Annotated in this window: 31 protein-coding genes and 1 other annotated feature; of the genes, 3 read left to right on the top strand and 28 right to left on the bottom strand. The window is 51.8% G+C overall.

Features of this window, described 5'->3' with window-relative positions:
* Positions 1-13: 13 nt before the first annotated feature.
* Positions 14-1,396 carry a bifunctional UDP-N-acetylglucosamine diphosphorylase/glucosamine-1-phosphate N-acetyltransferase GlmU gene (gene glmU, locus NST96_RS00815; RefSeq protein WP_024983378.1) on the bottom strand — a complete coding sequence of 461 codons (1,383 nt, stop codon included), beginning with the start codon at positions 1,394-1,396 and terminating at the stop codon, positions 14-16.
* Positions 1,397-1,593: 197 nt separating this feature from the next.
* On the opposite strand from glmU, the gene NST96_RS00810 reads away from it, so the two are divergent.
* A complete protein-coding gene (locus NST96_RS00810) occupies positions 1,594-2,616 on the top strand; it encodes a GTP-binding protein (protein ID WP_039070471.1) in 1,023 nt (340 codons plus the stop codon).
* A gap of 44 nt (positions 2,617-2,660) precedes the next feature.
* Here the strand turns inward: NST96_RS00810 and spoVG are convergent, their stop codons facing one another.
* The 12 genes from spoVG to metG form a co-directional block, all read right to left on the bottom strand.
* Positions 2,661-2,948: a septation regulator SpoVG gene (spoVG, locus tag NST96_RS00805; RefSeq protein WP_003390224.1), complete on the bottom strand. Its 288-nt coding sequence runs from the start codon at positions 2,946-2,948 to the stop codon at positions 2,661-2,663.
* A gap of 194 nt (positions 2,949-3,142) precedes the next feature.
* Entirely contained in the window at positions 3,143-3,526 is a 384-nt protein-coding gene (locus NST96_RS00800) for a RidA family protein (protein ID WP_339166977.1), read from the bottom strand.
* A gap of 16 nt (positions 3,527-3,542) precedes the next feature.
* The gene (gene purR, locus NST96_RS00795; protein ID WP_003390221.1) at positions 3,543-4,364 is read right to left on the bottom strand and encodes a pur operon repressor; all 822 of its coding nucleotides are present in this window, start codon (positions 4,362-4,364) and stop codon (positions 3,543-3,545) included.
* A gap of 25 nt (positions 4,365-4,389) precedes the next feature.
* On the bottom strand, positions 4,390-5,301 hold the full coding sequence (gene ispE / locus NST96_RS00790; protein ID WP_339166975.1) for a 4-(cytidine 5'-diphospho)-2-C-methyl-D-erythritol kinase: 912 nt from the start codon (positions 5,299-5,301) through the stop codon (positions 4,390-4,392).
* Positions 5,302-5,485: 184 nt separating this feature from the next.
* Entirely contained in the window at positions 5,486-5,677 is a 192-nt protein-coding gene (locus tag NST96_RS00785) for a small, acid-soluble spore protein, alpha/beta type (RefSeq protein ID WP_003390219.1), read from the bottom strand.
* Between the two features lie 76 nt (positions 5,678-5,753).
* Positions 5,754-6,026, bottom strand: coding sequence for a Veg family protein (locus NST96_RS00780; RefSeq protein ID WP_003390218.1), 273 nt, complete (start codon positions 6,024-6,026; stop codon positions 5,754-5,756).
* A gap of 214 nt (positions 6,027-6,240) precedes the next feature.
* Entirely contained in the window at positions 6,241-7,134 is an 894-nt protein-coding gene (gene rsmA / locus NST96_RS00775) for a 16S rRNA (adenine(1518)-N(6)/adenine(1519)-N(6))-dimethyltransferase RsmA (protein ID WP_172920686.1), read from the bottom strand.
* Positions 7,134-7,688 (bottom strand): ribonuclease M5, encoded by a 555-nt coding sequence (gene rnmV, locus NST96_RS00770; protein ID WP_003390216.1) that lies wholly within the window; start codon positions 7,686-7,688, stop codon positions 7,134-7,136. Before rnmV ends, rsmA begins: the two co-directional genes overlap by 1 nt.
* 260 nt (positions 7,689-7,948) lie before the next feature.
* A complete protein-coding gene (locus tag NST96_RS00765) occupies positions 7,949-9,040 on the bottom strand; it encodes a ubiquitin-like domain-containing protein (protein ID WP_342405194.1) in 1,092 nt (363 codons plus the stop codon).
* Positions 9,041-9,569: 529 nt separating this feature from the next.
* On the bottom strand, positions 9,570-10,868 hold the full coding sequence (gene ltrA / locus NST96_RS00760; RefSeq protein ID WP_024985477.1) for a group II intron reverse transcriptase/maturase: 1,299 nt from the start codon (positions 10,866-10,868) through the stop codon (positions 9,570-9,572).
* A gap of 580 nt (positions 10,869-11,448) precedes the next feature.
* Entirely contained in the window at positions 11,449-12,216 is a 768-nt protein-coding gene (locus NST96_RS00755; RefSeq protein ID WP_003390214.1) for a TatD family hydrolase, read from the bottom strand.
* Positions 12,217-12,235: 19 nt separating this feature from the next.
* Positions 12,236-14,263, bottom strand: a complete 2,028-nt coding sequence (gene metG, locus NST96_RS00750; protein WP_003390213.1) for a methionine--tRNA ligase — start codon at positions 14,261-14,263, stop codon at positions 12,236-12,238.
* A 43-nt stretch (positions 14,264-14,306) separates the two neighbouring features.
* Positions 14,307-14,556, bottom strand: a binding site (T-box leader).
* 430 nt (positions 14,557-14,986) lie between these two features.
* Between metG and NST96_RS00745 the strand changes: the two genes are divergently transcribed.
* Positions 14,987-15,238, top strand: a complete 252-nt coding sequence (locus NST96_RS00745) for an AbrB/MazE/SpoVT family DNA-binding domain-containing protein (protein ID WP_003390211.1) — start codon at positions 14,987-14,989, stop codon at positions 15,236-15,238.
* Positions 15,239-15,330: 92 nt separating this feature from the next.
* Here NST96_RS00745 and rsmI read toward each other — a convergent pair whose 3' ends face one another.
* The 12 genes from rsmI to NST96_RS00685 all read right to left on the bottom strand — a co-directional run bounded on the left by rsmI (position 15,331) and on the right by NST96_RS00685 (position 24,148).
* Positions 15,331-16,215 (bottom strand): 16S rRNA (cytidine(1402)-2'-O)-methyltransferase, encoded by an 885-nt coding sequence (gene rsmI, locus NST96_RS00740; RefSeq protein ID WP_003390209.1) that lies wholly within the window; start codon positions 16,213-16,215, stop codon positions 15,331-15,333.
* Positions 16,212-16,496, bottom strand: a complete 285-nt coding sequence (locus NST96_RS00735; protein ID WP_003390207.1) for a GIY-YIG nuclease family protein — start codon at positions 16,494-16,496, stop codon at positions 16,212-16,214. The genes rsmI and NST96_RS00735 overlap by 4 nt, the downstream gene beginning before the upstream one ends.
* A complete protein-coding gene (locus NST96_RS00730) occupies positions 16,471-17,238 on the bottom strand; it encodes a tRNA1(Val) (adenine(37)-N6)-methyltransferase (RefSeq protein ID WP_003390206.1) in 768 nt (255 codons plus the stop codon). Before NST96_RS00730 ends, NST96_RS00735 begins: the two co-directional genes overlap by 26 nt.
* Positions 17,239-17,374: 136 nt before the next feature.
* Positions 17,375-17,743: a DNA replication initiation control protein YabA gene (yabA, locus tag NST96_RS00725; RefSeq protein ID WP_003390205.1), complete on the bottom strand. Its 369-nt coding sequence runs from the start codon at positions 17,741-17,743 to the stop codon at positions 17,375-17,377.
* 40 nt (positions 17,744-17,783) lie between these two features.
* Entirely contained in the window at positions 17,784-18,599 is an 816-nt protein-coding gene (locus NST96_RS00720) for a stage 0 sporulation family protein (protein ID WP_003390204.1), read from the bottom strand.
* A gap of 2 nt (positions 18,600-18,601) precedes the next feature.
* On the bottom strand, positions 18,602-19,582 hold the full coding sequence (holB, locus tag NST96_RS00715) for a DNA polymerase III subunit delta' (protein ID WP_024984326.1): 981 nt from the start codon (positions 19,580-19,582) through the stop codon (positions 18,602-18,604).
* A 9-nt stretch (positions 19,583-19,591) separates the two neighbouring features.
* Entirely contained in the window at positions 19,592-20,038 is a 447-nt protein-coding gene (locus NST96_RS00710; RefSeq protein ID WP_003390202.1) for a YaaR family protein, read from the bottom strand.
* An 88-nt stretch (positions 20,039-20,126) separates the two neighbouring features.
* Positions 20,127-20,456: a cyclic-di-AMP receptor gene (locus NST96_RS00705; RefSeq protein WP_003390201.1), complete on the bottom strand. Its 330-nt coding sequence runs from the start codon at positions 20,454-20,456 to the stop codon at positions 20,127-20,129.
* A gap of 144 nt (positions 20,457-20,600) precedes the next feature.
* Complete coding sequence (gene tmk / locus NST96_RS00700; RefSeq protein WP_172920820.1) at positions 20,601-21,242, bottom strand: dTMP kinase; 642 nt, start codon at positions 21,240-21,242, stop codon at positions 20,601-20,603.
* 68 nt (positions 21,243-21,310) lie between these two features.
* Positions 21,311-22,816: an aminotransferase class I/II-fold pyridoxal phosphate-dependent enzyme gene (locus tag NST96_RS00695; protein ID WP_152562266.1), complete on the bottom strand. Its 1,506-nt coding sequence runs from the start codon at positions 22,814-22,816 to the stop codon at positions 21,311-21,313.
* Between the two features lie 79 nt (positions 22,817-22,895).
* Positions 22,896-23,078: a sigma factor G inhibitor Gin gene (locus NST96_RS00690; RefSeq protein ID WP_003390198.1), complete on the bottom strand. Its 183-nt coding sequence runs from the start codon at positions 23,076-23,078 to the stop codon at positions 22,896-22,898.
* A gap of 47 nt (positions 23,079-23,125) precedes the next feature.
* On the bottom strand, positions 23,126-24,148 hold the full coding sequence (locus NST96_RS00685; RefSeq protein ID WP_227278105.1) for a hypothetical protein: 1,023 nt from the start codon (positions 24,146-24,148) through the stop codon (positions 23,126-23,128).
* 212 nt (positions 24,149-24,360) lie between these two features.
* Here NST96_RS00685 and NST96_RS00680 point away from each other — a divergent pair, with 212 nt between their 5' ends.
* Positions 24,361-24,879, top strand: a complete 519-nt coding sequence (locus tag NST96_RS00680; RefSeq protein ID WP_003390196.1) for a hypothetical protein — start codon at positions 24,361-24,363, stop codon at positions 24,877-24,879.
* 12 nt (positions 24,880-24,891) lie between these two features.
* Here the strand turns inward: NST96_RS00680 and NST96_RS00675 are convergent, their stop codons facing one another.
* The 3 genes from NST96_RS00675 to NST96_RS00665 are packed head-to-tail and all read right to left on the bottom strand — an operon-like array spanning position 24,892 to position 26,384.
* Positions 24,892-25,158 (bottom strand): pro-sigmaK processing inhibitor BofA family protein, encoded by a 267-nt coding sequence (locus NST96_RS00675; protein ID WP_003390195.1) that lies wholly within the window; start codon positions 25,156-25,158, stop codon positions 24,892-24,894.
* A gap of 11 nt (positions 25,159-25,169) precedes the next feature.
* Positions 25,170-25,397 (bottom strand): DUF2508 family protein, encoded by a 228-nt coding sequence (locus NST96_RS00670; protein ID WP_003390194.1) that lies wholly within the window; start codon positions 25,395-25,397, stop codon positions 25,170-25,172.
* Between the two features lie 12 nt (positions 25,398-25,409).
* The gene (locus tag NST96_RS00665) at positions 25,410-26,384 is read right to left on the bottom strand and encodes a CPBP family intramembrane glutamic endopeptidase (RefSeq protein ID WP_031933410.1); all 975 of its coding nucleotides are present in this window, start codon (positions 26,382-26,384) and stop codon (positions 25,410-25,412) included.
* Positions 26,385-26,484: the final 100 nt, after the last annotated feature.

Here is a 26,484-nt window from a genome sequence, read left to right as displayed (position 1 = left end):
GAACCTCCCGTTGTTATTCCTTTTTGCTTTTTCGCGGCAGTTTGTTCGCGTATCCTGGTTTGTTCACCTGACGCTCGCGGGCAATCGCCAGGGCGTCGTCCGGCACATCCTGATTGATCGTCGAGCCCGCTGCCACGTATGCGTTTTTGCCCACGGTCACCGGCGCCACAAGATTGGTATTGCATCCGATAAAGGAACCGTCCTGCACGACAGTCTTGTGTTTGACAGCGCCGTCATAGTTTACCGTGATCGTGCCGCAGCCAATGTTGACACCTTCGCCAATTTCCGCGTCGCCTACATAGCTGAGATGGGGGATTTTCGTTCCTTTGCCGATTTTTGCGTTTTTCAATTCGACAAAATCGCCGATCTTCGTCTGGGGACCAATTTCTGTTCCCGGCCGTACATAAGCAAACGGGCCGACTGTAGCCTGCTCATCCACTTTTGCGTCTACCAGCACCGAGTATGAAATGGTAACCCCGTCAGCCACTTTGGTATTGCTCAGGTCAGCTTGCGGGCCAATGACGCAATCGCTGCCGATGGTTGTCCCTCTGCGAAGATACGTACCAGGCTGGAGAATCGTATCGGAACCGATTGTCACATCCGCCTCGATGTACGTGGACAGAGGATCAATGATAGAAACGCCGTTTTTCATGTGCCGAACAGCGATTCGCTTGCGCATGTATGCTTCCGCTTCCGAAAGCTGTGCCCGGTCGTTGACGCCCATTGTCTCATCGGGGTCTGCGGCTTCGAAGGCAACAACCTTCTCGCCGGCTTGGCGCAGAATACCAATGCAATCTGTCACATAGTATTCTCCTTGCACGTTATCATTTTTCACCTGGGCCAGCGCATTCCATAATTTTTGGTTGTCAAAACAGTATATTCCCGTATTAATCTCTTTGATTGCCCGAACCTCGTCAGACGCATCCTTGTGTTCAACGATTTCCATCACTTCTCCGGAATCGTTGCGGACAATACGCCCGTAACCGGTTGGATCCGGAAGGACAGCGGTCAATACCGTTGCGGCTGCCTTCTGGTCTTCATGGAAATGCAAAAGAGCGGTCAACGTTTCCTCTGACAACAGAGGTACGTCTCCGTACAAAATAAACGTAGTTCCTTCTTTCGCCTGTAAAAACGACGCTGCTTGCTGCACAGCATGTGCCGTTCCCAACTGTTCTTTTTGCAATGCGTATGCGACACGCTCGCCTAAAGTGGCCTGAACGGTGTCGGCACCGTGACCAACGACGACAACGACATCCTCCACCCTCATGGAAGCCAGTGTATCCACTACATGCTGGACCATCGGCTTTCCGCAAACAGGGTGCAGAACCTTGTACAGCTTCGATTTCATCCGTGTTCCTTGGCCTGCCGCCAATACCACGGCATGGATCTTAGACATGTCAACCCTCCAGCGTAGAAGTTCCACAATGACTATATCTTAAATCATATAAGGATTTCAAGATAATAGGCGCAGTATTCTATTTTCGTAACAAATCAACGACTCGCTTTTGCCACGTTTGACGCCTGTTTGCACCTATCTTATGATGGAAAGGGAAAAGATGACAAATGAACGCAAGGCAAAGGAGGATGGATGCGATGAGTGCCGGCGTGTACATCTTGACGGGCTATCTTGGCAGCGGAAAAACGACGCTGCTGCAAAAGCTGCTAGCCTATCTGCGCAAGCAAGACGGACAGGTCGTCGTGCTGATGAACGAAATGGGCGAAGAAGATATCGACGGGGAACAACTGCAAGGCTACGGCTTTCCCGTAAAAAAGCTGCTGGACGGCTGCATCTGCTGCTCCATTCAAGGCGAGCTGACAGAAGGGCTGCAGGAAATTCTCTCCACGATCAACCCCGACCATATCCTGATCGAAACTACCGGGGTCGCTGATCCCGTAGATGTCGTCGATGCCCTGACGCACCCCGAGCTTTACGACAGGATGGAGCTGAAGGGCATTGTCAGCGTCGTGGACGCTTCCCGCTTCCGGGACCTGAACTCCCGCTTCCAATCGAAAAGCTCGCTCGTAAAAACAGTCCGCAATCAGGTGAAATACGCCGACTTGCTTCTATTAAATAAAAGCGATCTGGTCGCACCGGACGCTCTGGAAAAGGTAAAAGCGAAGTTGGTCGAGCTAAACCCATACGCTCCCATTCACGTCACCATACAGGGCGATATGGACCTGGATCAATTGCTGCAGGTAAAGAGAATCGCCGAGAAGGTCGCTTCCGAACGGGCCGACGACCGGACGAGAGGTCCTTTTGTGCAAAAAAGCATAGGCAAAATGTCTGCAATTGAAAAGGTCAAGCAATCGCTAGGACTTTCTGCTTCCGAACCTTCTTTGTACAACAGCATCGAAACATTTTCCTACCATTTTACCTATCCTGTAGATCCAGAAAAATTTGAAGATTTTCTCTGGGACCTGCCGAAAAATGTGTACCGGGCAAAAGGCTACGTGCTGTTTAAAGGGCGGGATGAGCTGATCTCGTTTCAGCATACCGATAACCAGGTCCATTTGTTCCCCTTTGAAAATTTTGGCCCCAAAATGGTAGCGGTCTTTATCGGCGAAGGATTGGACAAGGAAAAAATCATCCGGGATCTAGAAGCTTGTTATGAATAAAACAAGGCACCCTGTCATAGGACGGGGTGCCTGTTTTTCATTAGTTACGCGCCTGCTTCGATGGTGCTCTCTTCTTCCTGACCTACACGCTCGTACTCACTCAGTACAGCAGCTTGGATCTTTTCGCGTGTCGCCGAGGAAATCGGATGAGCGATATCGCGGAATTCCCCGTCTGGGGTACGCTTGCTCGGCATAGCTACGAACATGCCATTGTTTCCGTCAATTACACGGATATCATGAACCACGAATTCATGGTCGATGGTAATAGATGCAATGGCTTTCATGCGACCATCCGTATTCACGCGGCGAAGTCTGACGTCTGTTACTTCCATCAAGTTCACTCCCTTTATCTATAAAAAGCGTTTAGGAGTATTTCCACGCACTGGGTAAATATTCCTGCTACGTTTACCGAAATTTTGCAAAAAAAACTATAATTTTATCCAGCATACTCCAATTACTAGCAAAAAACAAGCCCGACACGCGAGTTGTGTCGGGCTGTCGTAGCTATTTTTGTCTTGTCTGTCCGTTATTCTCCCAGGTACGCAATCACTTCGATTTCCACCTGTACGTCGCGCGGGAGCCTTGCGACTTCTACTGTAGAGCGGGCTGGCTTGTGATCCCCAAAATATTCGCCATACACTTCATTCAGGCGTCCGAATTCGTTCATATCTTTGATGAACACCGTTGCCTTCACTACATCGGAAAGCGTCAATCCCGCCTCAGCCAAAACGCCTTTGATGTTGGCAAAAACCTGGTGAGTCTGCTCCACGATGTCGCCTTCCACCAAGGTACCGTCCGGACGAAGCGGAATCTGGCCGGATGCAAACAGGAAGGAACCTGCCTTTACCGCCTGGCTGTATGGCCCGATCGCTGCCGGAGCCTGGCTTGTCGACACAAATGAGATTGCCATGCCCTTCTACTCCTCTCTATTTTTGAAAATAACTGCCCAATTCCAGTTCGATCTGCTTGCCTTTGATGTCTACTTCCTGAAGCTTTGCCAGAGAGACGTATTCATCTACGAGTCTCTCGGATACGTCTGCCGTTTCCACAAGGACACCGCAGCCGACCACTGTAGCCCGGAACTCCTGCAAAAGATCGATCATGCCGCGAACCGTTCCTCCCGCCTTCATAAAGTCGTCCACGATCAAAACGCGGGACTGCTCAGGCAAGGCGCGGCGAGCCAGCGACATGGTTTGTATCCGCTTGCTGGAACCGGATACATAATTGATGCTCACAACCGAACCCTCGGTCACCTTGTTGTCTCTCCGGACGATGACAACCGGTACATTCAAATAGACGGCCGTCGCATACGCGAGTGGAATCCCCTTGGTCTCGACGGTCATGACCAGCTCGACGTTCTTGTCCGCAAAAGCGGAAGCGAACAGCTTGCCGATTTTCGACATGGTCGCGGGGTCGCCCAATATATCTGACATGTACAAGTATCCGCCGGGCAAGAGACGTTCCGGATTGCCCAAGTGGCCGATTAAATTGTTCATGAAGGCAAGCGCATCGTCCGTCTTGACCTTGGGAATGTACTTGACTCCGCCGGCCGCTCCCGCCACTGTTGTCAATACGCCTACACCCTGGCTTTCAAACGCTTCTTTAATGATCGACAGGTCCTCACTGATAGACGATTTCGCAGCCCCGTACTGCTCGGCGAACACGGTAAGCGGAATCAGCTTGTGGGGCTCGGCAAGCAAGTGCTGCGTCATATCGACAAGACGGGCACTTCTGCGCAATTTCTTCATGTTTCTTCCTCCAAAAAACCGAATATTATGGTGCTAATGTATCATTTCCATACGTGTTTGTGCAAGCATTTCCCCTTTCAGGGACACCTAACATACGGGCCACAAACACATCTTTTACAAATCCACGCAAGGCATTGTAGATGCGATGCACTTTTGCTTCCTTTTGGACAAGGGCGAAAACGGTAGGGCCGCTGCCCGACATCAAGACTCCGTCCGCTCCCGAAGCCTCCATCAGGTCCTTGATCTGCCGTACCTGCGGGTGCATATTCAACGTCACTTCTTCCAGCACATTGCCCAGGGTGCGGCACATCAGGGAGAAATTCTGCTCCTGTATCGCACGCAGCATGTTTTCCGTGGAGGGATGGCGCTCAATCCCCTTCACGCGCAAATTGCCGTACACATCTGCCGTGGAAACGCCGATCGGCGGCTTCGCCAGGATGACCCAGCACGGGGGAGGCGGCGCCAGATGGGTAATCTGCTCTCCGCGTCCACGGGCCACTGCCGTCCCGCCATAGACGCAAAACGGTACGTCTGAGCCGATCTCCGCTCCCACCTCTGCAAGCTCGTCCAGGCTAAGCCCCAAATTCAAAAGAAGGTTTAGCCCTCTGAGCGTTGCCGCAGCATCGCTGCTTCCTCCTGCCAGCCCGGCAGCGACGGGAATTTGTTTATCTATGTACAAATGCACCCCATAGGGCACCTGATAGCGTTCCTTCAGCAACAGCGCCGCCTTGTAAGCGTGGTTGCGAATGTCATCCGGTACAAAGCTTGCCGAACAATCAAGTGAAATGCGCCCGTCATCGCGCAAGGTCAGATCAACCCGGTCCGCCAAGTCTACTGTCGTCATCACCATTTCCACTTCGTGATAGCCGTCAGGGCGTTTGGCCAGTACATCAAGAGTAAGATTAATTTTGGCGGGCGCTTTGACCGAGATACGCACGTTGTTCACCTCTGCCTACGATCTGTTTTCCTAGTCTCTTATTGTAGCACAGGGGTATTCTGCCTTGCCAGTAGAGGGGAAAATAACCATACTATTCGCACCAAATACAGTCCGGCAGAAAATAGTCTTTATCGGGTCAAGAGTTTGGCACAAAAGAAAAGCCGGGTCTCCCCGGCCTTCCCTGTCAACGAGTGTCTGTGGTATTTTGCTTCGCTAGCGCTTCTTCGGCAATCTGAATGGCGCGTTTCACCAGATTTCCGGCGTCACGCGTAGTGATGCCGCCCCATCCCTCGGTTTTCACTGTATCGTAAAACCCCAGTTCCTTGGCCAGCTCCAGCTTGAACTCATCAGACATAATGCCTCGTCTGCGACCCATAACACCCTCCCTTTCTCGTTGACAGGCTTAGTATGTACGGCGGAGAACAAAAAAAACAATAGAGCCGAAAATGGCTCTATTGTTGAACAAAAGTAATGCGAATGTGCTCGTTCTCTCTGCAGACAGTCAACTCAACGGTTTCCGTCAAGATGTCAGCATAGCTGTATGAAACTCGTTCGAACAATTGGTCGTCATCGAGCTTTACTACGAATACTGATGGGTATGTTTCTTCGAGGATGCCCGTCCGCTCGACGGTCTTGCGTCGACCGCCATTGGCTTTTAGTAGGATGCGTTCGCCAATGTGCCCGTCTAAACTGCGCTTAATGTCAAGTAACGCGTTTCTTGCCATTGTTCCATCCACCTCGCTTGATCCCATTATAACAGCATACGCTTATTTTGTCAAAGAAATAAAAAATTATAGCAATCCGGCCGAGTTTTTGTCAACGGCCTTTTTTTTCGATAAATGCGTTGATATTTGTCGATTTTTCCTACATTCCCAATATAACACCAAAAATCCCCTGCTTTTGCTGATTTGTCGCAAATAGCAGGGGATTTTTCGCTTGTTATTTACCCAGCAATTGACGTCGAATAATCTCGTTTGCCAGGCTTGCATATTCATCGATCGACAAAGTTTCGCCTCGGCGGCTCGGTTCGATCTCAAGGTCGCTTAGCATCTGTATTACTTCGTCTTTTCGCTGTTTATCAAACAGCCCGCTCATTAAATTGTTCAGCAGCGTTTTACGGCGCTGGGCAAAACATGCCCGAACGACCCGGAAGAAGAAATTCTCATCGTCTACCTCCACGGGAGGACGGTCCCGGATTTTCAGTTTGATCACTGCCGAATCAACATTGGGTCGAGGAATAAAAACGCTGGCCGGAACGATCATCGCCACTTCCGTCTCCGCGTAAAACTGAGCAGCTACGCTCAGCGAGCCGTAATCCTTGCTCCCCGGCTTTGCCGCTATCCGCTCAGCCACTTCCTTTTGAATCATGACAACGATGTTCTCCAGCGGCAATCGGCTCTCCAAAAGCTTCATCAATATCGCCGTGGTCACATAGTAGGGCAGATTGGCTACTACGCTCACCTTTTCATACCCGCTTAGCTTGTCCCGCGCGAGAGCAGCAAGGTCCAGCTCCAGCACATCACCATGTACGACCTCTATGTTGTCATAGGGGGCCAGCGTATCCTCAAGGATCGGCAACAGCCGCTGGTCGATCTCGATGGCGAGGACATGCCCTGCGGCTCTCCCCAACTGCTCGGTCAGCGCACCGATACCGGGGCCGATTTCGATGGCAGCCTTCGAGCTGTCCAGATCGGCCGCTTCCACGATGTTATGGAGGATATTCGTGTCGATCAGAAAGTTTTGTCCCAAACTCTTTTTAAAAGAGAAGCCGTATTTCTCCAGAACCTCTTTCGTTCTGGTCGGTGTTGCGATATCTTTCCCTGAGGCGTGCATCACGACTTCCCCTCCTCCTGATCTAGTGCTTCTATCGCTTTGAGAAATTCCTCACGGCTTATCTGAAACGCATTGAGGCGGGAGAGCATCTGTTTGGCATTGGCGTAGCCGATACCGAGGCTTTCCCCCAGCTTGATACGCCGTTCCTTGGAATCAGCCCCTGAGGTAAGTCTGTAGGCCAGCATGTCATCGGCAGTGATTTCTCCTGCACTTTCCGCCATCTCGGTCCGGACGTCGCTCAGCGCGCGGATAATCGTCTCTACCGACGCATTTTCCACGCCGATATCGTCTTTCTTTGTTCCGTCCGCTTGGGTGATAAAAGCATGCTTGCAGCCGGGTACTGCCTTGCTGATGATTTTGCGAATCCGCTCTCCCTGGTAATCAGGGTCGGTAAAGATAATAACGCCGCGCTTGGATTGAGCAAGGCGAATCTTTTCGATCGTTTTTTGATTGATGGCAGATCCGCCTGTTTCGATCGTATCTGCGTTGACTGCCCGCTTGATGGCAGCTGTATCGTCTCGTCCCTCTACGACGATGACTTCCTTGATCTTCATGTCGATGCTCCCGCTTTCATAAAATGTCGAAAACGACGGTTTTGAGGATAGTCAAAACAGTTATAGTTTGCGCCAAAAAAACAGGAATTCCTTCGTTTTTGGGTGAAACATTTTCGGCTCGCTTTCGTCTTACTTAATAACTCAGCTTAACACAACCCCGCCGGATTAGGAAACTCGGCTGCGAAAGCTTTCAACGAAGCTTTTTGCTATCTGCGATCAGGTCGATGATAAATAAAGAAGACAGGAGCATGGCTCCTGTCCTATGGCTTGTGCGGCCCGATGATATAGACAGTTCGGTTTCGCTTGCGTCCAAACTGAACCGCGTCCGCCTCGGTCCCGACGAAAACGTCGATTTTCGCGCCTTTGATCGCTCCACCTACGTCTTCTGCACGACGGTATCCGATGCCGTCAATAAACACCCACCACCCGAGCGGAATGACTTTCGGGTCAACCGCGATCGTGTGCCCTGCTTTTGCCTTTACGCCCGTAGCTGTACGCCCGTAGCCTGGCGAGCTTGGATGTTTGCCTCCACCTGCCGGTGAATAGGCGGTCAAAGTAACCCCGTTCAGGACCTGTTTTGGCCGGAACACTTTTCCGCCCCGGGAGACCATCCCCGCTGCGGACGCTACGACTCGATTCGATTTGTCATCGATTTGAACAGCAACGGCTGTTCCTACCGCTACAATTCGATCTTTCTTTGGTGTGATTACATCTCGCTTGATCAGCTCACGGGAAACTTCCTTTCCGTTTTCCGTGATGACTTTATAATGACCGATGGCTTTTCCCTCTTGGCCCTCTTGCATGACGCGCGTCGTCCCTTTTGACAATACGGAATCGTTTTTGCGCAGCTCCTGGAAGGCCAGGCGCTCCTCTTGCTGCACGACTTTCTCTTCGACTCGGGTAACGACGATTGTCGTCTGTCTGGAAAGTGAGTCTGTGAGAGCCGGTTTTACCCGGTCCTGCTTGCCTAATGCGATGCCAGCCTCCTGCAGAGCTCCAGCTACATCGCGCTTTAGCGTTTTTACTACTTTGGTCTGCCCGTCCACCTGGACCGGAATTGTCCAGCGTGTATGTAAGGTAATGGTTGTTCCGTCTTTTATTTTCGCGTGAATGTCTGGTTGTAGTAGATCATCTTCCGTTACCGTGATGTTTCGTTCTGCCAAAAACTGTTCGACGGTCGAGGCTTTGGTTCCCACTTTGCGGGTATCTCCGTCCATCGAAAACGTGATCTGTTTTGGCTGGGTTGCTTGGGCAGAGAAATAGCCAATCATGGGAACGAGCACCAGAGCCAGGCTGCCGAGAACGACAATCGCCCGGTTCTTTTGCCTTTCCCACACCGTGCGTAACTCCATTTCCCACACTCCTTTTTTGCTGAAAAGCGTAAAGCTTTTCGAGTCTAGCCAGGCAAGGGTTGATGAAATCGCACCAATATTTTGGAAATTGGCCAGTTCTGAACAAGGTCGGATTTGATTGTATTCTACTTTTTTCTCTTTGTCAAATTCCCCCTGCCGGACTGAGGATTTGATTGCTACCAGCCTAGCATTAACCGTTTGGCGAATGGAAGCGGGTTTCTGTCGAGGGTGCATGTCGATTCCGCAATAATCGTTCGACACATACTTTAATGCTATGCGGGATGTCCTTTGGAAGAACAGGTTTTTTGTTTCTGCTTCTAGCAAAAAGCGCACCTGGCTTTTGCAAAACCCGGTAGCAGCAAGCGTTTACGGCATCCGATTGCACGTGCCTTTGTAGAGTAGAGAACTGAAACTTTCGGGCGACCGTATGGTCGCCTTGCTCATTTCAGCTCCCCCTCATCAAACCGTACGTGAGGTTTTCCCTCATACGGCTTTCCGATGTTCTTCTTTCTTTGGCATTCGGCTTACTTTATCCGGCTAATTTCAATAAACTACCCTGCGTGTTTTGTATGACCTTCAGCTTTCCGGCATGTTTATTCCGCTTGCTTCTTTTCTTGTTGCAGAAGATTGTAAGGCGTTCAATCACATACCAGTCTATCCGTCTTGCCCATCGTTTGGCGATGGGCGAGATGAAGTAGTAGTTCTTGAACCCCCTTAGCTTGCGATTTAGCCCTTTCACTAGCTCTTCTAGAGACAGAAACAGTTTGTTCCTTGGTGCAGTGTATTCCTTAATTTTACGTCTCATTTCCTTCATTGCTTTCTTAGCTGGTACATGAGACATAGCAAATACCTTGCTCCCCCCTTTGTTGAACACGGGGAATTTGCGATGGTGCAGCCCAAGAAAGTCAAACCCAGTGGAATTGTCCCAAATATTAACGAGTCTAGATTTCTCTTTACTGAGACTAAGCTCCAGCTTGTTTAGAATAGCCATCAGCACTTGAATGCTTTCCAATGCTTCTTGTTTGGTTCTGCACATGATAACGAAGTCATCCGCATAGCGGATAAGTGTGCCAAGATGGGAGAATTGATTTTCCCAAATGGTGTCCATGTAGTTTAGATAGATGTTTGAAAGAAGAGGCGAGATTACCCCTCCTTGCGGAGTTCCCAGTTCTGTTTCATGGAATTGATCATTTTCCATGACCCCAGCCTGCAGCCATTGTCGGATAAGTTTCAGAACACGTCTGTCGCTGATTCTCATTTCGACCAGTTTCATCAACTTCTCATGGTTGATGTTGTCGAAATACCCTTTAATGTCAACATCTACGACCCAATAACACCTCTTGCTTGCTTTGCGTATCTGTGCAATTGCCTGGTGAGCATTTCTTCCTGGCCGAAAGCCATAAGAACAGTCCCGAAAATCAGCTTCAAAGATCGGTTCAATGACTAGCTTAGTAGCCATTTGGACCACCCGATCCTTGATCGTCGGGATGCCGAGTGGACGTTTCTTGCCATCCGGTTTAGGGATGTAAGTTCGACGAACCGGATGTGGACGATACCGCTTTTCTTTTAAATCTAGATAGATCTCGTTAAGAAAACGGCTCTCCCCATACTCCTCCACAATCTGTGCGATGGATTGTCCGTCGATTCCTCCGCTCCCTTTATTTGCTTTTACTCTCCTCCAAGCTGTCGCTAGAATATCCGGGCGGTAGATTTTGTCATACAAGGCATGAAATCGCCGTTTTGAGTTTGCCTTGGCACAAAGATATAGGGTTGTCCAAAGTTGTCGAGCTTTTACATCGGTGTAGTTAGCAAGTTTACTTGCATTCACTCACTCTTACCTCCTTCGACCCGTGAACAAAGCAGGGCTCCTTCCCTCCATAAGGTTGTGTTGTCCTTATGTTCATCGGTACTATGAACCCCTCCGACTCCCTCTCTGCCATCCACCACTTCCCTTACGGTTATAGGTTTCCGTTTTACGCTCCTGACGGGGCGTGCAGAGTAGGGTCTCCCCAGTTCCGTTAACTACTTTCTCAACATACCGCTCCCCATACCCCGAGGGATTCATAGGTGCTGTATTCCAAGTTCTCCACACCGTCCTTGGCCTTCGCCCATATGAAACAAGCTCGGCTTCCCTTTGTCCACCTCTCGGTGGTCTTTCTTAACGAGGCTGCAGGATTCACTTTATGTTACGGCCTGCTGATTTGCTCGCACTCTTTCGAGTTACTTTGTCACAGGGCTTCAACCTTAGGATTTCTCCACCAGTTGCCTGTCAGCTACGAGGTGACTTGGCTCCTGCCTCGGTTGGACTTTCACCAACTAGCAATTAACGGCTTGCTGGGCACGCTTCACGAAAAAACGAGCCTGCCCCCAGGGGACAAGCTCGTTTCATTTGTTTTTTGCCTCGACTGTCAATCCAGCCGGAACAGCCTCCGAGCATTCTCGGCAGTCTGTTTGGCCATCTCCTCGTACGTCATGCCATGGATGTTGGCCATCTCTTCGCAGACATAACGGACATAGCCGGATTCGTTTCGCTTTCCGCGGAACGGGTGCGGCGTCAGATACGGACAATCGGTCTCGATCAGCAGGCGGTCAAGCGGCACTTTCGCCGCCACTTCCTTTGGCTGCTTCGCGTTCTTAAACGTGAGCGGACCGCCAAAGGAGATGTAGAAGTTCATATCCAGTGCCATTTTTGCCGTTTCCCAGCTTCCGGAGAAACAGTGCATGATGCCGCCGACCTCAGCCGCCTTTTCCTCTCTCAGGATCGTGATCACATCCTGGTGAGCGTCGCGGTTGTGGATGATGATCGGCAGGTTCACCTTCCTGGCCAAACGGATTTGCTTGCGGAACACCTCCGCCTGGACGTCCTTGGGTGAAGTGTCCCAATAGTAATCAAGTCCCATTTCCCCGAGACCGAGCACTTTGGGGTGACGGCTCAGCTCCTCCAGCCATTCCAGATGTTCGTCTGTCATGTCTTTGGCGTCCTGCGGGTGCCAGCCTACGACCGCATAAATGAAATCGTGCTTCTCAGCCAGCTGCAGGCAGGTGGGAATCGTTTCTGCATTGAACCCGATGTTGACGATCGTGCTTACGCCATTTTCCCGGGCACGTGCGATCACCTCTTCGCGATCTTCATCGAATTCCGGGGCGTTGAGGTGCGCGTGCGTTTCAAATAACACGTGTGCGTCCTCCCTTTCCTTATTTCACAATTGCTCCGTTTGGCATGGTCGGGTCTACAGTCGCCAGCGTCAGCTGGTCTCCGACGGATGCCGCCAGAATCATGCCCTGGGACATTTCCCCACGCAGCTTGACCGGTTTGAGATTGGCCACGAGGATTACTTTTTTCCCAACCATCTCTTCCGGCGTGTAGTACTTGGCAATGCCGGAGACGACCTGACGTTTTTCGTAGCCCAGATCCAACTGGAGAATCAAGAGCTTATCCGCGTTTGGATGCTTCGCGCATTCGACTACCTGTGCAACGCGAAGCTCGACTTTGGAAAAGTCGTCGATGCCGATCTCTTCTTTTGCGTCCGCCGGTTTTTCTGCAGCTTGTGCCTCGGTTTGGTTCGTTGCTTCACTCACGGTTGGTTCTCCTTTCAATGCGTCCTGCTTCTTCTTGTTTTCTTCTGCCTGACGGCGGGCTTCTGCTGTCGACTCGTCGATGAAAGCCAGCTCCGCCTGTACATCCAGGCGCGGGAACAGCAGCTCTTTGCGGCTGACTTTGCTTCCAGCCGGAAGGCCTCCCCAGACGCCAGCCGACTCCCAGCTGCATGCCTCCGGTTTGTCGAGAATGCCCAATTGGTCCCAAATTTTCGCAGGTGTTTTGGTCATGTACGGCTGAATGAGGATAGAGCAAATCCGGATGCTTTCCACCAGGTTGTACATGACTGTCGCCAGCCGTCCTTTGGTTTCGTCAGACTTGGCCAGATTCCACGGCATGGTCTCGTCAATGTATTTGTTGGCGCGTCCGACCAATTCCCAGATGTGGGCGAGAGCGTTGCTAAAGCGCATTTCATCCATATGCTCTTCCACCAGTGCTTTGGTCCTGGTCGCCAGACTGATCAGGCTGTCGTCAGGCTCTCCCTTGTCCTGCGGTGCGGGAACGACGCCGTCAAAGTATTTTTCAATCATCGTCGCCGTACGGCTGAGCAGGTTTCCGATGTCATTGGCCAGATCGTAGTTGAGTCGTTGAACAAAGCTTTCCGGGGTGAAGACGCCGTCCTGTCCGAATTGAATCTCGCGGAGCAGGAAGTAGCGAACACCGTCCGAACCATAGCGGTCGATCAGCAGCTTCGGATCGATCACGTTCCCTTTTGATTTGGACATTTTGCCATCGGGCATAAGCAGCCAACCGTGGCCGAACACTTTTTTCGGCAGCGGCAGGTCAAGCGCCATCAGCAGGATCGGCCAGTAGATGGTATGGAAACGAAGGATGTCCTTCCCAACCAGGTGAACATCAGCGGGCCAATAGCGCAAATATTTGCTGTCGTCATCGGACAGATAGCCGAGCGCGGAGATATAGTTGGTCAATGCGTCAATCCAGACGTAAATGACGTGCTTCGGATCGCTCGGAACCTTGATTCCCCAGTCAAATGTGCTGCGGGAAACGCTCAGATCCTGCAGACCCGGCTTGAGGAAGTTGTTGATCATCTCGTTGCGGCGGGTTTCCGGCTGGATGAAATCAGGATTGGCTTCGATGTGCTGCAGCAGTCTGTCTTGATACTTGGACAGGCGGAAGAAGTAGTTTTGCTCCCTCACTTTTTTGACCTCACGCCCACAGTCCGGACAGAAATACCCTTTGTCTGTCTTGCATTGTGTCTCCGTCCAGAAGGCTTCATCCGGCACACAGTAATAGCCCTCGTACTCTCCCAGATAGATGTCTCCCTGGTCAAGCAGGCGTTGGAAAATTTTCTGGACGACCTCTTTGTGGCGAGGCTGGGTGGTGCGAATGAAATCGTCATAGGAAATATCGAGCTTTTCCCATAGATCGCGAATCCAGTCGACGATCGGGTCGATGAACTCCAGCGGCTGTTTGCCGTCTTCTGCTGCTCTCTCCTGCAGCTTTTGCCCGTGCTCGTCCGTACCCGTCAAATAGTAGACATCATAACCGCGCAGTCTTTTGTAGCGGGCCATGGCATCTGCCGCAATGGTCGTGTAGGCGTTTCCGATGTGCAGCTTGTTGCTGGGATAATAGATCGGCGTCGTAATGTAATACGTCGGTTTCATAAGACAAGTGCCCCCCTTGATAAAATAGTAAAAGCCCGCCCCGGATTGGGACGAGCTTTGATCTCGTGGTACCACCCAAATGCTCCGCCTTCTCGCGAATGGCGGACTTGGCAAGTCAGTGCTGCTGACTTCACCTGTAACGTAGGCTTACGTCACGAACTACTGGTGCCAAGGTGCCCGTTCATCCGTGAAACTCAGGGTCCATGTTCGGCTTGGTCGCTTATACCGGTTCGCAGCTACCCCGGCTCTCTGTCATAAGTTTGCAAGCCTACTCTTCCCGTCATGGTCGATCATTTATGCTTCTTTACTATTCTATTGTACACATTGGGTTTTGTTTGTAAACCATTGCCTAGAAACAATCGCGCCTGCCTACTCTCTCGAAAATTTGCATCAGTTTGTCGAACAACAAATGGATATCATCGAAATTTGTCGAATAATATCCTTGGCATTCGACATTAACTGACTGCTTTCCCCCACAAAAATCCCAGTTAGTTTTTTCCATGCACACAGCCATATATACAAACATCACATGTAATTGATGCTCCTGTATGGATTTACAATGCCAAAAACACATTCATCTTCAATTAAATGTAAAATGAATGTTGACACCTTTGGGAATCGCTGGTATAATGAAAACACCGGAAATTGTCGAATATTGACGACTATAAATCCGTTTCAAACAATAAACGACATTTTGAAACATCTTGAGAGGAGAGGCTAGACATGATGAAATCTACAGGTATTGTTAGAAAAGTGGACGAGCTGGGTCGCGTCGTTATTCCAATTGAATTGCGTCGCACTTTGGGGATTGCTGAAAAAGATGCGCTGGAAATTTACGTGGACGGCGAGCGCATCATTCTGAAGAAGTACGAGCCTGCCTGTATCTTCTGTGGCAATGCGGACCGCGTATCCCATTTTAAAGGCAAGATTGTATGCCAAGATTGCCTGTCTGAGATGCCTGCAGTTAAGCGCTAGGCCCTCCTGATCGGAACAATTGCATCTATGATGATTGGATGAATAAAAAAGAGGCTGGTGCGAGAAACCAGTCTCTTTTTTATGTATGGCGGCTAGAGCGGCATCTCCCGGTGGTATTCGTTGTATACGTCCCTTTTCGACACGCCTCTGTCATCTGCCGCTTGTTTGATCGCTTCCTTCTTGCTAAAGCCCTGCTCACAATATCGGTCCACATGCTCCACGACACTGACCTGCATCCACCATTGATCTTCATCCGGATTTTTTTCGGCCTGCCCGGTGAACCCCTCAACGACCAGACAATATTCTCCGCGGGCTTCTCCTTCTCGAATATGCCGGATCAGCTCATCCAGCGTTCCGCGGGCAAACTCCTCATACCGCTTGGTCAGCTCGCGGGCCAAAACCGCCCGTCTGTCGCCCCACTCTTCCCGTATCGCTTCCAATGTTTTTGCGATCCGGTGCGGCGCTTCGTAAAACAGAAGCGTTTCCGGATAAAATTTGAGCCGCTCCAGTTCTTTCCGCCGATCCTTGTTTTCCCGCGGCAAAAATCCGCAAAACACAAACCGGTCCGTAGGCAGACCGGACGCAATCAGTGCTGTCAGCGCTGCATTCGCCCCAGGCACGGGCACGACCGGATACCCTGCCTCTACGGCATCCCTGACCAGATCGGCTCCCGGGTCGGAGATGGCCGGAAGCCCGGCGTCACTTACCAGAGCGATTTGCTTGCCTTCAGCCAACCACTGCAGCAGCCCGCTTCCGCTTGCCTCCTTGTTGTGTTCGTGGTAGCTGACCGTACGCTTCTCGATCTGAAAGTGGGTGAGCAGCTTTCTGGTCTGGCGTGTATCCTCGCAGGCGATTACATCCACAGAGCGGAGTGTCTCCAGGCAGCGGACGGAGATATCGTCCAGATTGCCAATCGGTGTCGCTACCAAATACAGCACACCCTTCTGTTCATCTGCAAAGCTTCGCTGGATGTTCACTCGCATCCTCCCTTCGCTTGACTGATAAGCGCTTCCTTTTGAAGGCGGGAAAGCCGCTTGATTGCTTCCTCCCGTTTCAGCCCCCACGAACGATCCACACCTTCTTCCATGTACATCAGCTCGACAGGGCCCCTTCCTCTCGTATATTTCGCTCCTTTTCCCTCGTTGTGCTCGCGGATTCTTCTCTCCAGCTCGGTTGTGTAACCGGTGTAGTACGTCCCGTCCGCACAACGCAGAATATAGACAAAGTGGCTTTTATGAGAGGGAATCGCGTTTTCCAAAGTAGATCTCCTGAAGTTCTTCACAGTATTCCTCCCCGTTCTCGTAAACAATCAGCGGGGGCTGGATGCGAAGCTCCGGTTTGCCGTTTCTGATTCCCTCGATCAACACCATATTGGGCTCGGCATCGCGTCTTGGATAGACGAGACGCATCCGTTTGGGCTCGATTCCGTACTGGCGCATCAAGGTCACGATGTCGATCAGACGTGTGGACCGATGGACCAAAGCCAATTTTCCGCCATTTTTCAACAGTTGGCTCCCTACCCGAATGACGTCCTCCAAGCATAACCGGATCTCGTGACGGGCAATCGCAAAATGCTCGCTCAAGTTATGCTCTCCGCTTCCCGCCGGCATGTACGGCGGATTGCAGGTGATCAGGTCGAATTTCCCGTAGCCAAACAACTGCACCGCTTCTTTTACGTCGCCGAGATGCATAGTCAGCCGATCGCCCAGATTGTTTAATTGAACATTGCGACTGGCCATGTCATACAAACGGGGCTGAAGCTCGATACCCTCAAATACAGCTTCCGGGGAACGCGTCGTCATAATCAGCGGAATCGCTCCGTTGCCGGTACACATGTCCAGCACTCTGCCGCGCTTGGGCACGGAGGCGAAACGTGCGAGCAGCACAGCATCCATCGAAAAACAAAACACTTCATGGCTTTGAATGATTTTCATTTCGTGAGTCAGCAGGTCATCGATCCGCTCCGACTCGTAAAGCGGCACGTTTTTCCCCGAATCCATTCGTCACTTTCTACTCCTTTGCTTTTGCAAGCCACGTCTTTTGCTCATACAGGTCTGAAAAAGCGACCTGTCATTTGGGCCCAGGTCGCTTTCTTTCCTTGTTCAGTTCTGTCGCATTGCTTCATGATTTCTGGTTTTATTTCTGTACCCCGCTGAGGAAAGAGAGGCAGAACAAGCAGTCCCCTTCCTTGCGCAAGCTGCCAAAATGCACATTGCAGATATGGAATCCTTCCGCGTATAAACGCGCTAGATTATCGTATCCTTCTCCGACTACTTTTTTCTTGGCTTCTTCGGTTTTGACCTGCTCGGACCGTTTTTGCTTCGGTGCGGGTTTGGTCGTCTTTTTGTCCAGTCGGTTGCGAAGGTGCTGGTTTTCAACGAGTAATTGGGCGTTCTCCTCCATCAAGACGACGATGACGTCCTTTAATTCGCCAATTTCTTGATACAGATCGCCGATTCGTTCCTCGATACTGGCCATCTTGACGAAGATTTCCCGTTTGTCCACTTGCTCACCTCATCCCCGCTACCTGTTCTTTTTCTATCGACTACTCAAACGTAGGCTGCCCCACGACGATTTCATCCAACGCAAATTCCATAATCCGTCTGTTCTCCGAAAGCTCCACCTGCATCGAGTGATCCAGGATGTTCAAGGAAACCACTCGTCCTACGCCCATCGGCGTCGTGACCGATGCTCCGATGTCAGGCATCTCGTCGCGCGTGCTTTCGTAGTTATCATTTTCATATTTCAGACAGCACATCAGCCGTCCGCACAACCCGGAGATCTTCGCCGGATTCAATGAAAGATTTTGGTCCTTGGCCATCTTGATCGACACGGGCTCGAAATCGCCCAAAAACGTGGAGCAGCAGAGAAGACGTCCACAGGGGCCAATCCCGCCGAGCATTTTGGCTTCGTCGCGAACGCCGATCTGGCGAAGCTCGATGCGCGTGCGAAAGACGGAAGCCAAATCCTTGACCAGCTCGCGGAAATCGACTCGTCCATCCGCTGTAAAATAAAAGATGATTTTATTGCGGTCGAAGGTGTATTCCACGTCGACCAGCTTCATCTCCAGCTTGTGTTCCTTGATTTTCGTCTGGCAAACGGAAAACGCGTTTTTGGCGGCTTGCTTGTTTTCCTCCACCTGCTTCGCATCCCGCTCATCTGCCATCCGGATGACTTTTTTCAACGGCAAAACCACGTCGGAGTCAGCCACTTGCTTGCGACCGATTACAACCTTGCCGTATTCTACCCCTCTCGCCGTCTCGACGATCACGGAAGAATCCCGCTCGATCGGCAGCTGGTCAGGGTCAAAGTAATATATTTTGCCCGCTTTTTTAAAACGGACACCTACAACCTCGTACAAGGTTATCCCTCCTGGATTTGAAGAACCAACCGCTCAAGGGCCAACTGTGCGTTGGCGTTTCGCTCTATCCGATTTTTCGTTTCCATGACCAGATCGATCCCATGCAAGAGCTCAGCTTTTGTCCAAATCAAGGCTTGTCCTTGCAGCACATCCTGTTGGTCGCTGTTGATGAGATGGGCATGTCTGTCTACTTGCACATACAGGATATCGCGCAGCCAAAGGATGAGCAAATCCAAAAAGAGGGGCAGTTCCTCCTTTAATTTGTCGCTCTTTTGCAACATATCATGAATGGTATAGAGTGCTGAGGAGTTGTGTTGTTTGCATTCCTGCACCAATTGTATCATTACATTTCTTAGCTGTGCAAACCATTCTGCTTGACTAAGCACACGGGCTTCTTCCAAATTTGACGTAATGTGGGACGCGATCCTGGCCATTCCTGCGGAGACGCCCTCCAAGACCAATTTTTCGGCGATGGCTTCGGCAGAAAGTGGAGAGAAGTGAATGATTTGACAGCGTGACAGGATGGTAGGCAAAATGGCGTGACTTTGCTCTGTCAAAAGCATGGCGATCACACCGGCAGGGGGTTCCTCCAAAAATTTCAGCAGACTGTTGGCTGCCTGCGTCGTCATTTTGTCTACATGCTCAAGAATGTACACCTTGTGAATCGATTCTACGGCGCGCATTGCCATTTCTTTTTGAAGATGGCGAATCTGATCGATTTTGATGGAAGCCCCATCCGGTGTGATGACCGTAATATCCGGATGGTTTCCGGCCTCAATGCGCCTGCATGAGAGACAGGCCCCGCAGGCATCCGCCTCTTTCTCTTGACAAAAGAGGGATTTTGCCAGATGCAGGGCCATCTGTTTTTTTCCCGCGCCCTTGGGTCCGGTAAACAGGTAGGCATGTGCCAGCCGGTCATTGCGCAGGCTATGATGGAGCAGCTCAGCCGCACGGGGCTGCTGCGAAAATGTTGTCCATGTCATGGTTTTCACCTAAAAATACATATTGATCAGCATCCCGCGAATTTCGCCGATCCGTCCCAGCATGTCGATAATGGGCGAATGGACATCTACGATTTCATCGGCAAGCCGAAGGAGCTGTGCATCTACTTCCTTGATCATTTTATACAGCTTGCTTTGTCCCCGGCGATTCGTCCCACTCCGGTCATCGAGGGCCATTCCGTATTTGACTGCCTCTTCCATGAACTCCTTGATCAGCTGTTTATAGCGGTAAAAATCGCGGATGGAGCGGGAACGAGCGAGAATTTGGCCTTGCTTGTCGATGTCGTTGAAAAGCTTGATCAGCTGGTCTCGGGACATGCGCTGCTCTTCTTCCCTGATCACTTCAGCAAAGGCTGCTTTCCCCGTCTCTGAAGTCTTCCGCATGTCTGAAGCTTTGCCCATATCCGCGATTGGTCTGAATCCTTCGCTGATTTTCATCCGGCACCTCCGACAAGTCTCCTTTGCCGCCTTGTTTCAGTATATACGAAAGCAGCCGCAAAAAGGAGATGCCTTGTACGCATCGTTGTTAAAATGAGTGAAACTGTTGGACATCCAAAACAAAGACCGCAGCGCCACCCACCTGAACCTCAAGCGGATAGGGCATAAACGAGTCGACGGCATTGCTCAAGGGTGAGACAGGGGTGACCATCTGTTTGCGTGATTTGCAGTTCTGTTGAATAATATCAATGACATCCGGCAGACTTTCGTCATTCGTACCAATCAAAAATGTCGTATTGCCTGCGCGCAAAAAGCTTCCGGTACTTGCCAATTTTGTGGCTCGGAAACCCTTCTTCACCAACTGCTGTGACAGACGACCACTGTCTTTGTCCTGAACGACAGCAACCACCATTTTCATACGGCGCTCACCCTTTCCGCGTAGTTTTGGTTTACAGTCGAATACCTGTCTTCCTTCTATAATATGAAGAAAGCTGGGGCAGTGTAACGATATTCTTCTTATTCATAGTATACAGCATGTACACGCAACTACGGTACCCCAACCTTACAAACGCGCCTCGAGCTGCACTAATGCTTCCGCGAACACCTCATCTGCCGGCCGCTCCGCATCGATGACGATAAACCGATCGGCAAAACGGTCTTTGACAATCTGGTACCCTTCCCTGACCTTCTCATGGAACTCCAGCGCTTCCAGATCCAGTCGATTGACCTCCCGCCCTTTTGTGGCATTGATCCGGGCCAGCCCAACCTCGGGACGGACGTCAAAATACAGCGTCAAATCCGGCATGCAGTCTTCTACAGCAAACTTGTTGATGGCAAATACCTCGTCAATCCCCAGCCCTCTGGCGTATCCCTGGTAGGCAAGGCTGCTATCTATAAAACGATCGCATAGAACCAGTTTACCCTCTGCCAACGCAGGAAACACCTTTTCCGCCAAATGCTGCCTTCTCGCCGCTGCATAGAGCAGGGCTTCGGTCCGTTTGTCCATATTGACGTACTTTGGATCGAGGATGATCTCGCGAATTTTTTCAGCGATCTCAATGCCGCCCGGCTCCCGCGTCAGCATGACATCCCAGCCCTTTGTTCGCAGTTCGTCATACAGGCGGGCTGCCACGGTCGATTTTCCGGCCCCATCTGCTCCTTCTATGGTGATGAACCGACCAGTCTTTCTCGTTGTCACGACAATTGCTCCCTCCACATTTCAAATGAGCAGCCCGGAAGCTGCCTGCCCGGCGCTTCCGCATCAAAGTGCGGTTACCGGACGACTACTATCGAATCGAGCCGGGAATCCCGGACTCCCTGAAATCTGACCTGGCTTTTTCTCAGTTCTTTCAGCAAGGCAAGGAAGGATTCATCGATCCTCTCGCCCGGGGTCAACAACGGAATTCCCGGCGGGTAAGGAATGATCATTTCTCCCGCTATCCGCCCCAGCGACTGCTCCAGAGGCACACTGACCAGCGGGGCGTCCATCGCCTCGTGGATCGGCATCGCCTGCTCGCGCAAAAAGCTGGAGGAGACGATTCCCGGTTGCAGAATGCGTTTTGGCTGACGATCTGGCTTCTCCGGGATCGATGTCAGTGCATGCAGCAGTTGATCGATATCCGCCGGCCTGGTACCTGACGAGGCTGCCAGCAAAACATGCCCTGTGTCTGCAAGCTCGGGGTAAATCCGGAAATCCTCCAGAACCTGCTGCAGCCCGAACCCGTCCAAATCGGCAGCCCGCGGCATGAGCATCAGCTTTAGCGGATCCATCGTGCTATATACACTCGTGGACTCGATTCCCGCAAGCTCCAGCCATGACATTTCGCGGACAGCCTCCCTCAGCTCGTCCAGTAACGGGAGAAGCTCATCCCACTCCTGGGCCGCTTCCATAACGAGATGGCGTCTGGCGAGATCCAGCGAGGCCATCAACAGGTAGGACGGGCTGGATGATTGCAGCAGCGCGAGGCTGCGGGCCAAACGCTCCCGGTCGATCCGGTTGCCCTGTACATGCAGCATGGACGACATCGTGAGCGCCGTCGTCATTTTATGCGTGGACTGCACCGCAGCATCCGCCCCGCTTTCCATGGCCGACTGCGGAAAAGCCGGGTGAAAGCCGTAATGCGAGCCATGCGCCTCATCGACCAGCAGCGGCACGCCAAAGCGGTGAACCGTGGCGGCCATCTTGGCAAGGTCGATGCCCATGCCGTAATAGGTTGGATTGGTTAAAAAGACGGCTTTCGCATCCGGATGGGCAATCAGAGCCCGCTCTACGTCCTCCCGGCGCAAGCCTGCAGCAACCCCGCTGGCCGGATCGACCGCAGGCACAATATAGACCGGATTGGCTCTAGCCAGCATCATGCCGTGAAAAACGGATTTGTGGCAATTGCGCTGCACCAGAATTTTCTCACCGGGGCGACAAACCGCCATAATTAACGCCATATTTCCGACTGTGCTGCCCCCGATCAAAAACCGGGTTTCCTCGGCACCGAATGCTTCCGCCGCCAACTCCTGGGCTTCCGCAATCACGCCTTCGGGATGGTGCAGATCGTCCATCCCGGTTATTTCCGTCATATCCAGCTCCAGTAAGGGACCGAATGTTTCCCTGCCGATCTGGTCAAAGCTGTGTCCCATTTTATGTCCAGGCACATGAAAAGGATGCGGATGCCTGCTTGCGTGTTTGACTAACTGTTCGTACAAGGGAGCGCGCCGCTGCCTCTCCCCGTAGCCAGGGCTTTTTTCCCGCACGAGCTTCACGTCCTTTTTTTCAACTTTTTTCATTGTAGCATGATTTTATCCGCAAGTCGGCGAAAACGGAAAAAGGCACGGGCCCTTTGGCCAATGCCTTTTTTGAACGTAGCTACGCGTCTTTTGTGAGCCAGATGCGTCTCATCTGATGAATAAAAAATGGATATTTGGCATCTTGTACGTCAGTGTGCACCATTTCCTGCTCGCAATGTTGGCAGATAAACTGCTCACAGATCGCGATCCCGTCCAATCGTTCTTCCTCACAGACGATGCATCGCTGAGCAACTCTTTCCATAGTAAACGCCTGCCCTTTTCCCTCAATCTACCAACCATTATACCCCATTATAATCGGCTCCATTCCCAAACGTTCGTGTTTTCGCCGATAGCTCGGTAGATTATCCGGCATGATTCTGCTTCTTCTATAGGAAAGCATGAACAAGCATCGATGACAATCGGTTTGGCCATCTCCCTGGCGAGCACAGGTAGCGGCATCTCCGAAATAACTGGATCGGCGGTCCCAATCATCAGCAGATCAGACTGGGACAGGGCTGAACGCCAATCCTCGTATACAGACCATTCGGCGGGTACGTTTTCGGCTTTGGCGTGATCGACTGCGGGGGAGAACAGCCGAACTTCCTTTCCAAGCAACCCGCTTGCAGGAAACTGCAGCCAAAACGAAATATTTCCCCACAGTGTAATCCTATGTACATTTGTTCTTTTTAACACTTGCTGAAGCTGCTGGTCCAACCAGCGGCAGAGCCGTGTCTGGCTCTTCCGCTCCGGGTACAGCCAGCCTTGTCCGACTCGTTTGTCCATGCCGAGTGCACGCGCCAGCACCTGGATTCGCAGCTGCGAGCCTTCTTCGTCACATACCTCGCCAAGGCGCATAAAAAACCGTTCTTTCCACGTCAAATAAAGTCCCAGCTGACGGACAGCCTCGTCAACCTCACCTCTGCGGCATAGGAGCGAAATTATGTTTCGCCGGGCGAGCTGCCGACTCAGCTTTCGCATCCATTTGCCAGACGGCTCTCCGCCCAGCAGCACTTTGTCTCCGTCCGAAAAACGGAACATCCGGATCACTTCCCACCCGGGATGGGCAGCCGACCATTCATCTGCCAGCCCCGCCCGGATTTTGTCCCCATAGACGAGCAATAGACGGGGACCATCCCCCGCCTCAACAATTTGGATCCGATCCTCTACATAATTGTCCGGCTGACCGCCCACCAGAATGCCGTCCGCTTGAATGCTTGCTCCGCTTTCCTCCCCGGAGCATATCTCCAGCCCGAGCTTGCGCAGTTCGGCCTTCCGCGATTCCGAAAGAGTCACACCGGAGATTTCCCTGAGTGTGATCATATCCTCTGGCAATATCGTTCTCCGCCTCCTGTTTCGTCGTCCTCTGCCAAGACATGCCCGTCTTCCTCGCAAAGAGAGGCTATGCCATAATAGGGATGTACCCCGTGCAGCCAGCACGTAAAGTGACGGGCATTTTTGAATAATTTTCCCGGTTTACGGCTGGATTATCCGAGGGTAGTAGTAAATGATGACACTCGAGTACGTAAAACGAATGGATGTGGCATATGGAAAACCAAACCATTTACAGCTATAAACTGGTGCGCCGTTTTCGCTGGCGCTTGGCCGGATCACTGTTACAGCTCTTGCTTTTCGGACTGGTTTTTGCGGCTGCTGCACGCCTGCTGGCAATCCCGGCTCCAGCCCTGGTTGTCTCATTGGCTGTGTTGCCGGGAATAGCGATCATCCATCTCTGTTTATTTCGCATGTACGTTCACTTGCGGGGGCATGCTCCTCAGACGACTCCAGACATGCTGTTCTCACCCTGGTGGGGAGCCGGCTATCGACTGCCTGTCCCGCTCTCGGCCTATCGTGGTGCGGAAGCGACCGTTCTGGCAGGAAGCCTGTTTCTGACCGCATTCCTGTACGTCTGGCTGCCCGTTCCCTATGGCATTACACTTTTTGCCGGTGCGATTATTGCTGCGCTGCCAAGGCTGTTGGCCCTGCTTGTTTCCCTCCGCCTGCCTAAGCATTGCCGCGTCAAATACGAAAATCGCAGTGTCGCCTTTCTGCTGACCGACGGCTGACTTTGTCAGCTTTTAGATCATCCACATTTTGATCACGATCAGAGCGGCCAGACCCGGCAATCGCAACAACCCGGTCAGTAGAGCCGTAACAGGGTTGATCGGAATGTGAAAGTCGGCCAGTTCCCCGACGAGGTTGGCGAAAAACAGCAAAACGGCGCCAATGACCAGCTGCATGACACCGAATCCAAGCCAGCGGATCGGCCCCCATACTGATTTGCTGGCCGCAATCAACAGCAACATCCCCGCAACGAGCAGGGCAATCAACCACCCTGATGTCATGGAAATCCCCCTTACGCTTGTTGGTGTTCCCGCTCCCTTTTCGCATGGGAGAGCAGATACATGTAGCGTTTTTCAGTTAGCTGCAGGTAGTAAATAGCATCTTCCAGCCCGTTGTCCGGCTCGCTGATTTCCATCAGATGGCTGGCGTGCTGCCAGTCGAGCCGAGCGCGGTTGACCGCTTCCTCAATTCCGTTGCTTCCCCATGTAACTGATGGTTTTTCCTGCCTCCAAAAGCCCATTGCCCATCCTCCCTATTGGAAGTAATAAAGAACACCGGCCATATTATTGAGTGCATGCAGGAGTACGGCCCCCCATATTGATTGGAAACGATGGCGCAGATACCCGAGGAATACGCCCATCGCAAACAGCGGTGCAAGCAAAGCGATATCCACATGTATCAACGCAAACCACAGACTGCTGATAAAAATGCCGATCACGGCACCGAGCCGGCTCACGAGGAACGTTTGCACCACACCGCGGAACAGCAATTCCTCCGCAAGCGGAACCAGCCCCCCGATCATCACTAGCGAGGTCAAGACAGCCCATCCGTTGCGTTCGCGCGCATGGACGATTTCCTGTTCGATCTGCTTTTCTCTCTCCGAGTCGAGTGCCAGTCCAAACCATTCAGCGACCGGTTTGGTCACTGCCACATCAAGCAGCAGCATGACAGCCAAAAACAACAGGATCAAACTGACGATCATCCATCCCAACTGACGCGGCCTGCAAACGCCTATCTGATCCAGGCGCCCTCGCAGCAGCAGCGGCACAAGCACCAAAATAAAAAGCTGAAAGGATGCAGATTCAACAAAACTGCCAATCGACCCTGCGGGAAAAAGCGTGGCAGGCACCACCAATCCATACAACACCAGCGTACATGTCTGAAACACGTGAAGCCATGCGACTACGTGCAGCACATCACTGCCCGTCACTTCGGACGGGGTCCACAGCCAGTCCCCTCTCCCCCGGTTTCTCGCCGCTTGCACCGCATACACGATGGAAACCAGCAGACTTATCCCTGTGACACTCAATATGAGAATAACGAGCCACGCTGCCGGCTCCTCAGCAGTTGTCGCCACCCACAAGCCGTCAGCTCCCCGCTGAAAGCGGACCATGAACAACTCCGCTGCAAACATGACCCAATAGCCGATAAACAGGACGATCGCCCAGCTCTTCGTCCGGTCTTTCTGTGTCCTTTCCGAGAGCAGCAGCCCCGGTCCATTCAGCATTGTCTCACTCTCCCCGTTACACTTTATGTCTCGTCCTAGCAAAAAAGTAGTTTTTTGAAAAAAAAAGACAGGCAAGCCTGTCTCAGCCTGTAGACAAAGT

Origin of the sequence: Brevibacillus sp. FSL K6-2834, from assembly GCF_038592925.1 — a bacterium.
Lineage (GTDB): Bacteria > Bacillota > Bacilli > Brevibacillales > Brevibacillaceae > Brevibacillus > Brevibacillus borstelensis.
This window is presented reverse-complemented; position numbering and strand designations above follow the sequence as displayed.